At 72.1% G+C, this 6,945-nt stretch carries 5 protein-coding genes and 1 pseudogene; all 6 read right to left on the bottom strand.

Features of this window, described 5'->3' with window-relative positions; all coding sequences use genetic code 11:
* Positions 1 to 733, bottom strand: a pseudogene (locus ACTHJJ_RS00595) (alpha/beta hydrolase); the annotation flags it as partial.
* Positions 727 to 2,391, bottom strand: coding sequence for an alpha/beta fold hydrolase (locus ACTHJJ_RS00590; RefSeq protein ID WP_440300998.1), 1,665 nt, complete (start codon positions 2,389 to 2,391; stop codon positions 727 to 729). The pseudogene ACTHJJ_RS00595 and the gene ACTHJJ_RS00590, both read right to left, overlap by 7 nt.
* A 293-nt stretch (positions 2,392 to 2,684) precedes the next feature.
* Positions 2,685 to 4,241 (bottom strand): alpha/beta hydrolase, encoded by a 1,557-nt coding sequence (locus ACTHJJ_RS00585; protein ID WP_440300997.1) that lies wholly within the window; start codon positions 4,239 to 4,241, stop codon positions 2,685 to 2,687.
* Positions 4,242 to 4,260: 19 nt separating this feature from the next.
* Positions 4,261 to 5,412 (bottom strand): DNA polymerase III subunit delta', encoded by a 1,152-nt coding sequence (locus tag ACTHJJ_RS00580; RefSeq protein ID WP_440300996.1) that lies wholly within the window; start codon positions 5,410 to 5,412, stop codon positions 4,261 to 4,263.
* The gene (gene tmk, locus ACTHJJ_RS00575; protein WP_440300995.1) at positions 5,409 to 6,125 is read right to left on the bottom strand and encodes a dTMP kinase; all 717 of its coding nucleotides are present in this window, start codon (positions 6,123 to 6,125) and stop codon (positions 5,409 to 5,411) included. The genes ACTHJJ_RS00580 and tmk overlap by 4 nt, the downstream gene beginning before the upstream one ends.
* A 351-nt stretch (positions 6,126 to 6,476) precedes the next feature.
* The coding region (locus ACTHJJ_RS00570; protein ID WP_440300994.1) for an Asd/ArgC dimerization domain-containing protein at positions 6,477 to 6,945 on the bottom strand (469 nt) is incomplete at its 5' end.

The raw sequence follows: 6,945 nt of genomic DNA, 5'->3' as shown, positions 1-6,945 counted from the left end.
TGACCCCCACATAGTTGAGCCGCTCGTCCCCGACCGCCTCCCGCAGGATGTCGAGGTCGCGGGCGACGCTCTCGGTGCCCATGTGGAGCGCGAGCGGCCCGCCCCGCGCGACGCAGCCTCGCAGCCGGGCGCGATCGGCCTCCTCCAGCGCGCGGCGCTCAGCCTGCGTGGCTGGGGTGGGGTCAGCGGCATACAGCTCGTCGAGGTCCTTGTCGGTGAGGCAGTCGAAGCCGCCCGACTCGCCGATCCCCCGCGGGTCGAAGCCGACGACGTCCCACACCGCACGCACGCCCTCGCCCAGGTAACGGTGCGCCTCGCGGGCGAAGTCGGTCCCCGAGCCACCCGGGCCGCCGGGGTTGATGAAGAGCGTCCCCTTGCGTTTGGCGGGCAGCCCGGCAGGCACCCGGTAGAGACTGATCGACACGGTCGCCGAACCGGGCGCGTCGTAGTCGAGCGGCACCCTGACGGTCGCGCAGTCGCCCCAGCCGCGGGCGCACTTCCCCCACACGGCGTGCTGCGCATAGAAGGTCTTGAGCTCTGGTGGGTTGGCCTTGACCGGCTGGGTGAACGTGATGCCGGGTGGTGTCTCCGGATCGGTATGCCGCTCAAGGGGTTTCGTCGCCGTCGCGCCTCTCGTCGTGCCGGGCTGCCCGGTGGTGCTGCCCGTCGCGAGGGCGAACATGACGGCGAGCACGGCGACGCCCGCCGCCGGGGTGCGGAGGTGCCTCAGCACGCCTTGCCGTTCTTGGGCACCGTGCCGGAGACCATGTAGCCGTCGACGACGCTGTCGATGCAGCTGTTGCCGGACAGGTAGGTGCCGTGGCCGTCGTTGTCCGAGGTGACGAGGACACCGGACGCGAGGTCCTTGGCGAGCTGCTTGGTGCCGCCGATGGGCGTCGCGGGGTCACGCAGGTTGCCGATGACGAGGATCGGCGGAGCGCCTTGCCCGATGGTCTTGCCCGTCGGCTGTCGACCGGGTGTCGGCCAGGTCCTGCAGTTGTCGAAGAGCTCACCGGTCATCCGGGCCCAGAGCGGGTGGGCGGCCTGGAGCTTGCGGTGCTCGGCCTCGAGGGCCGGCGTCTCCGGGGTGCGGGGCCAGTCGGCGCACCGGACGGGGATCATGGCCTGCAGGTAGGTCGAGTCGGCGTAGTTGCCCGTCGCGTCGCGCTCGAGGACCTGGCTGGCGTAGGTGAACAGGATGTCGCCGATGCCCTTGTCGAGGGCCTGGGCCAGGCCCCGGTTGAGGGTGGGCCAGGACGTGTTGGAGTAGAGGCACATGAACATCGCGAAGCCGACCCAGCCCTCGCCGATGCTCGTCTGGCCGCCCTTGGTCGTCCGCAGCGGCTGCCGGTCGACCCGGTCGAGCAGGTCGACGATCTTGCCGGCGGCCGCCTTCGGGTCGCGGCCGAGCGCACAGTCGTCGCGCTTCACACACCAGGCGATGAAGGCGTCCATCGACGACTCGAAGCCCTGGATGTCGTACTGCGTCTGCTGCAGGTCCGTCTGGTTCGGCGACATGGCCGAGTCGAGGACGAAGCGCCCGACCCGCTTCGGGAAGAGGTCGGCGTAGAGCGCGCCGAGGAAGGTGCCGTAGGAGACCCCGTAGTAGTTCAGCTTCTTGTCCCCGACGAGGGCCCGGATGATGTCCATGTCCTTGGCGACCTCGGTCGAGCTCATGTGACGCGCGCGTTCGCCGCCACTGGTCGCGCAGCTCTTCGTGATCGCGTCGTTGTCGGCGAGCAGCTTCTGCCGCTCGGCCGGGGTGTCCGGGGTCGGGTCGTCCTCGAAGAGGAGGTCCATCTGCCTGTTGGTCAGGCACCCGACGGCGTCCGACTGCCCGATGCCCCGAGGGTCGAAGCCGATGATGTCGTAGGCCGCCCGCAGGTTCTTGCTGAAGACGAAGGGGGCGTACTGCGCGTACTGGACCCCCGAGCCTCCGGGGCCGCCGGGGTTGATCAGCATCGAGCCGATCCGCTTCGACGGGTCGGTGGCGGGCGCCTTGCGCAGGGCGAGGGTGAAGGTGTCACCCGCCGGCTTCGCGTAGTCGACCGGGACCTTGACCTTGGCGCACTGGTGGTTCGAGGAGTCGCCGCACGGCGACCACGAGACCCGCTGGCCGTAGAAGCGGTCGAGCTCGCGCGGGTGGTCCGTGCTCCCGGGCGCCGGGGTGGTGGCGGAGGGGCCGGAGGTGGGCGGGGCCGACGGTGTGGACGGACCGGTCGGGCTCGGGGTCTGGATCGCGACCGGCGGCAGGTCGACGGGCCGGAACGCCCAGACGCCCAGGCCGACCACCGCGAGCAGGGCGAACACCGCGACGACGGCGACCACGGGGTTGAACCAGCCCGGCCGCACCCGGGGCGCCGGGCCCGGCCCCTGCGGCGCCGGGGGCAACGGGACGGTGTGCAGCGGAACCGGCGCGCCCGCAGGAGGCGGTGCCGCCGGCCCGGGCGCTGAGCCCCCGAACGCCGGCCCCTCGGACGCCGACGGCCCATTCACCGGCGGCCCAGACGGAGCCGGCGGTTCCGGTGGCGGCACCGCCGGCATCAGCGGCTCGGGAACTCCCGCCCTGAGCGGGGCCGTGTCTGCCTGCGCCTCGCGCGGTGGCGCGTCCGGAGCGATCCGGCGGAGAGCGGCATACGGCTCGTCTGACGCCCCGGGGAGGTCACCGGGCTGCGGGTCGTCACTCAGCACTTCAGTCCGTCCTTGGGCACGGTGCCCTGCACGTAGTAGCCATCGATCGCGTCGTTGACGCAGTTGTTGGAGCGCATGTACGCGGTGTGGCCGTCGCCGTCGAAGGTGATGAGGGAGGCGTTCGCGAGCTGGTCACGCAACCGGACCGACCACTGGTAGGGCGTGGCCGGGTCCCGGGTCGTGCCGACGACGACGATCGGGCCGCTGCCCTTGGCCGAGATCTTGCGGGGGCCCTCGCCGCCCTTGACCGGCCAGACCCCGCACGGCAGGTTGCCCCAGGCGAGGAACGCGCCCCAGGTGGGCGCCACCTTCGTGAAGTCCTTCGCGTACTGCTGGTAGGTCGCGAGGTCGGGGCTGTCGGGGCGGTCGAGGCAGTTGACCGCGTAGATGACCTGCATGATGTTGCCGGTGTAGCCGCCGCCCGGGTCGCGGTCGGCGTAGCTGTCCGCGAGCCGCATGAGGTCGGAGCCGTTGCCCTGCTGGGCCGCGACGAGGGCGTCGGTGAGGATGCCCCACGACCCCTGGTCGTAGAGCGCGGCGGCCATACCGAGGGAGGCCCAGGCCTCGTTCAGCTGGGGAACCGCTGTGTCGCCGCTCGGGATGGGTTTCGAGTCAAGCCGTAGGAGGAAGTCGCGCAGCCACTGCATCCCCTGGTCGACGGTGTTGCCGAGGGGGCAGTTGCCCTGGTTGACGCAGTCCTTGACGTAGGAGCGGGTCGCGAGCTCGAAGCCCGCGGCCTGGCCCATGGCCATCTCCTCGCCCGTGAGGTCGGGTGCGACCACGCCGTCGAGGACGAAGCGGCCGACCCGGGTCGGGAAGTGCTCGGCGTAGGTCGCCCCGAGGAAGGTGCCGTAGGACTTGCCGAGGTAGTTCAGCTGCGGGTCGCCGAGGGCGGCCCGCAGGACGTCCATGTCCTGCGCGGCGTCCACGGTCGAGACGTGTGGGAGGAGGACCCTGTTGCGGGCCTCGCAGCCGTTCGCCATGTCCTTGGCCTGCCCGAGCAGCTGCTCCTCCTCGGCGTGGTCGTCGGGCGTCGGGTCGGCGCTGAGGAACTGGTCGAGCTGATGGTCGGTGAGGCATTCGATCGGGGCGGACTGGCCGACGCCCCGCGGGTCGAAGCCGACGACGTCGAAGTACTTGCGCACCGAGGGCCCCACGATGCGGTCGGCTGCCTCGGCGTACTGGACGCCCGACCCGCCGGGGCCGCCCGGGTTGACGACGAGCGAGCCGATCCGGTCCTTCTGGTCGCGGGCCTTGACGCGCAGCACCTTGATCCGGATGTCGCCCTTGGCGGGGTCGGCGTAGTCGATGGGGACGGTGAGGTCGGCGCACTGGAAGGATCCGTCGCAGGTGCTCCATTCGAGCCGCTGCGAGTAGTACTTGGCGAGGGAGTCGGTCGGCGCGGCCGTCACGGCGGCCGCGTCGGCGGGCGCCGTCGGCTTGACCGGTGAGCCCCCGGGGGACGTGCAGCCGGCGAGCCCGACGGCCGCGAGCATCGCCAGGGCACCGGCGGCAGCGGCGGCCCGGGCACGGATCCTGCGACGACTCATGAGCGAAACCGTAACGCGCTCAGATCCCGAGGTTCCGCGGCACGCGCAGCTGCAGGGCCATCGCCTCGAGCGCGAGCAACGGCGGGACGTTGGCGTTGATCCGCTCGCGGGCCTCCGAGATCGCGTCGAGGTGGCCGAGGAGCTGCTCTGCCGAGAACAGGGTGGCGAGGCCGCGCACCTTGTCGATGGCGTCCGGGTTGACGAGCTCGACGTCCGCCCCGAGGCGCAGCACGAGGGCGTCGCGGTAGATCGAGGCGAGGTCGATGAGCGACCGGTCGATGACGTCGCGCACGTAGCGCTTGGCGCGCGCCTTCTGGTCCTTCTCGAGGGCCGCGAGCTGCGAGCGGATGTGCACCGGCTGCGTCCGCGCGGCCGGGTCCGCGCCGAGGGTCTCGAGCAGGTGCGCCTTCTCGGCAGCGTCGCGCTCGGCCGACGCCGCGCCCGACTCCTCCTCGGCGATCTTGCTGAGGTTGTCTGCGGCGAGGATCGCCTCGCCGACCCCGGTGATGCGCGTCGCCATCGAGATGATGTCGTGGCGCCGGTTGCGGGCCTTGGCGTCGCGGGCGAGCCGGCGGGCCAGGCCGATGTGGGACTGCGCGGCTCGGGCGGCGTAGAGCGCCATCGGCCCGTCGATGCCGTCGCGGCGCTGGAGCAGCTCGGCCACGGCGGCCGCCGGCGGGGTGCGCAGGCGCACGTGCCGGGACCGCGAGCGGATCGTGATGATGACGTCCTCGAGGCTGGGGGCGCACAACATCCACACGGTGCGCGGGGTCGGCTCCTCGAGCTCCTTGAGCACGGCGTTGCAGGCCTGCTCCGTGAGGCGGTCGGCGTCCTCGACGATGATGACGCGCCACGCGCCGACCGACGGACGGAGCGCCGCCACCTGGACCAGCTCACGCGCCAGCTTGACGCCGATCGAGAGGCCCTCGGTGGCGACGACCTTGACATCGGCGTGCGTGCCGTCGAGCGCGGTGCGGCACTCGCGGCACTGGCCGCAGCCGCCCTGGGGGCACTGCAGTGCCGCAGCGAACGCCCTGGCGGCGTTGGACCGCCCCGATCCCGGCGGCCCCGTGAACAGCCAGGCGTGCGTCATCGACGCCTCGTCACGCACCGCGCGCGAGAGGGTCTCGATGGTCGGCTCCTGGCCGACGAGGTCGTCCCAGACGCTCATCCCCGCTCCCCCGATGACGGTATGCCGCTCCGCTCGCTGCCGCTCGGCCGCTGGCGCCCGTGCGGGGTCGCAGCCCAGATGGTGTCGAACCGGTCGATGACGCGGGCGGCGATCTCGGCCGGTGGCAGGCCGGCGTCGACCACGAGGTAGCGCTCGGGGTCGCGGGCGGCGAGGTCGAGGAAGGCCTGGCGGACCGCGGCGTGGAAGTCGTCGGCCTCGGCCTCGAGCCGGTCGTGGACGTCGCCACGGCGCTCGCGGCCGACCTCCGGGGTCACGTCGAGGACGATCGTGAGGTCCGGGAAGAGGCCGCCGACCGCCCAGTGCTGCAGCCGCCGGATCTCGTCGGTGCCGAGGTCCCGGCCGACGCCCTGGTAGGCGATCGAGCTGTCGGTGTAGCGGTCGGTGAGGACGACCGTGCCGGCGTCGAGGGCCGGCCGGATCAGCTCGTCGACGTGGTGGGCCTTGTCGGCGGCGTAGAGGAGCGCCTCGGCGCGGGGGGCGACGTGGTCGCCGTGCAGCACGAGGTCGCGGATCTGCTGGCCGAGTGGCGTGCCGCCCGGCTGGCGCGTGACGAGGACGGAGTGGCCGCGCCGCTCGAGCTCCTCGGTGAGCAGGCGCACCTGCGTCGTCTTGCCCGCGCCGTCACCGCCCTCGAAGCAGATGAACCAGCCGGGCGCCGGGCTCTGGCGGGGCTGCTCACCGGTCTCGTTCACGGCCCGAGCCTATGCGACCACCCCGACAACCCCGTCCCAGCCGTCCCCAACCGTCGGGTGAGCAGTCCGCCCCATCTGTCACAGCGCCGGCCTGCTCTCCCCACGTCGAGTGAGCCGTCCGCCCCATCCGCCACAGCGCCGGCCTGCTCTCCCCACGTCGAGTGAGCCGTCCGCCCCATCCGTCACAGCGCCGGCCTGCTCTCCCCACGTCGAGTGAGCCGTCCGCCCCATCCGTCACAGCCCGAGGCTGTGACTCCTGGGACGAGGAGCTCACTCGACGAGCACTAAGCCACAGAGACACGTATGCCGCCCAGCCGAGCGGGCTGGGCGGCATACCGGATGCTTGGGAGGTCAGGCGCGGCGCTTGACGAGCTGCTCAGCGATCTGGACCGCGTTGAGCGCGGCGCCCTTGCGAAGGTTGTCGCCGACGACGAAGAGGACCAGCCCCTTGCCCTCGGGCGCCGCCTGATCAGCTCGGACGCGGCCGACGAAGACCTCGTCGCGCCCGGCCGCCTCGAGCGGGTTGGGCACGTCGGTGACGACGACTCCCGGGGCGTTCTTGAGCAGGTCGAGCGCCTCCTCCGGGGTGATGTCGCGCTCGAACTCCGCGTGGATCGCGAGGCTGTGGCCGGTGAAGACGGGCACCCGCACGCAGGTCCCCGACACGCGCAGCTCAGGCGCGTGCAGGATCTTGCGCGACTCGTTGCGCAGCTTCTGCTCCTCGTCGGTCTCGAGCGAGCCGTCGTCGACGATCGACCCGGCGAGCGGCACGACGTTGAAGCCCACGGGCACGGCGTAGACCTGCGCCTCGGGCACCTCG

The sequence above is a fragment of the Intrasporangium sp. genome, from assembly GCF_051961875.1.
GTDB lineage: Bacteria > Actinomycetota > Actinomycetes > Actinomycetales > Dermatophilaceae > Intrasporangium_A.
Note: the sequence above shows the minus strand (reverse complement) of the source record. Positions and strands in the feature narration are given on the sequence as shown.